We start from the raw sequence: 1,709 nt of genomic DNA, 5'->3' as shown, positions 1-1,709 counted from the left end.
GGACGGGCGTCCGGCGAGGTCGCGTCGGGCGGCGCGCCCGATGGGGCGAACCGCGCCACGGTGCGCAGGGGCAGGCATGAAGGGAAGGTGTTCTGATGGCGTCGAACACGACGTACGGCGATTGGATGCGCCGGATACCCGGAGGCATCCGCAACATCGGCATGCCGTTGACGATAGCCGGGTTCGGCGTGGCGGTCATGGCGCTGCTCGTATTGACGTTCAGTCCGGTGGCCGGCGTGATCGTGGCCGTGGTCGGCGTGGGCGCGATCGCGGTGCTCGCGGTCCGGGACCGGCGCCATCGCAACGTCGTCGACCGGATGGTGGAACGGCGCGCCATGCGCGAGCAGCGTCGCACGGGTCGCGGCCTGTACCGGTCCGGGTTCCTGGGATGCGTGCCCGGCGGCGAGACGGCCCTGCCGGGCGTCCTGTCCCGGGTGGGCCTGGTGGATGCGGTGGACGGGCTCGGCCGGCCGTTCTGTCTGATCCGGCACGGGCATACCGGCGAGTATTCGCTGCCGATCGCCTGCCACCCGCAGGGCGCGGGCCTGGCGGACGACGACGTGGAGGATGCGCTCGTGGCCTCGTGGGCGAGGCTGATGGAGGCGCTGGCGGTCGAGCAGGGCGTGACCCAGATGGCGGTCACGGTGGACACGAGCCCGGATTCGGGCGTGCGTTTCCGCCGTGTGCTCGGCGGCCACGTCGTGGCCGACGCGCCCGACCTCGCGGCGCGCGCGATGGCGCAGGTCATGGATTTGTATGCGACGGGAGGGGCGCGCAACGACGTGACCATGACGATCACGTTCCGGTACATGGACGCGCGCGGCAGGTTCCTGGAGCCCGAGGAGGCGGCGCGGCGGATCAGCCTGCTGCTGCCCGACGTGCGACGCAGGATAGCGGAGGCCGGGGGAGGGGACGCGGTCCCGTTGGACGTCGACCAGGTCGCGCGCATGACGCGCGCCTGCTACGATCCGGCCGCCCAGGAGACCCTGGAGGCGTCGGACGAGCCGCCCTTGGTCGCGTGGGAGGATGCGGGCCCGGTCGCGGCGGTCGCGGAATGGGACTGGTATCGGCATGATTCCGGGGTCAGCCGGACGTGGGAGATGTGCGATCCGCCGCGCAGCAACGTCACGAGCGGCAACCTCGCTCGCCTGCTGGAGCCGTTGCCGGACTGCGACCGCAAGCGGGTCACGGTCGTGTTCCACATGCTCAGCCCGGACAGGACCGCGTTCCTGGTCGAGCAGAACCGCGTGAAGGCGTCCGCGCAGGTAGGCCAGGAGAAGCGGGCCACGGTCGGCAGCATGACCCAGGTCGGGAAGGCCGACCGTCAGGCCGTGGAGACCAACAAGGGCGCGGTCATGGTGTTCTTCGGCCTGCTGGTGACCGTGACGGTCGCGGCCGGCGGGGACGAGGCGAACCGCCTGGAGGCCGCGTCGCGCGCGGTCGAGTCCGCTGCGGGCGGAGCGAAGATCGACCTGCGTCCCTGCGCCGGGGCGCAGGACACCGGGTTCGCGGCGAGCCTGCCGTTGGGCGTGAACCTGCAGACGTACGCGCCGCCGAGCCTGTTGGGTTCGCTGCTGAAATGACACGGGTGGAAGGAACGGAGAGCATGGGGACCGGGAGSSGTCGGGGCGGAGGGCGATGGATCCGGATCTCGAACCGTTGCGCGCCGCGCCCGCGCACGGCCCGGCGAAACCGTCGTGGCGCGGCCG

Annotated in this window: 1 protein-coding gene; it reads left to right on the top strand. The window is 71.9% G+C overall.

Annotation, left to right across the window (positions count from 1 at the left end):
• Positions 1 to 95: 95 nt before the first annotated feature.
• Positions 96 to 1,583: an SCO6880 family protein gene (locus BITS_RS08580; protein WP_026642200.1), complete on the top strand. Its 1,488-nt coding sequence runs from the start codon at positions 96 to 98 to the stop codon at positions 1,581 to 1,583.
• Positions 1,584 to 1,709: the final 126 nt, after the last annotated feature.

The sequence above is a fragment of the Bifidobacterium tsurumiense genome (assembly GCF_000741765.1).
Classification (GTDB): domain Bacteria; phylum Actinomycetota; class Actinomycetes; order Actinomycetales; family Bifidobacteriaceae; genus Bifidobacterium; species Bifidobacterium tsurumiense.
This window is presented reverse-complemented; position numbering and strand designations above follow the sequence as displayed.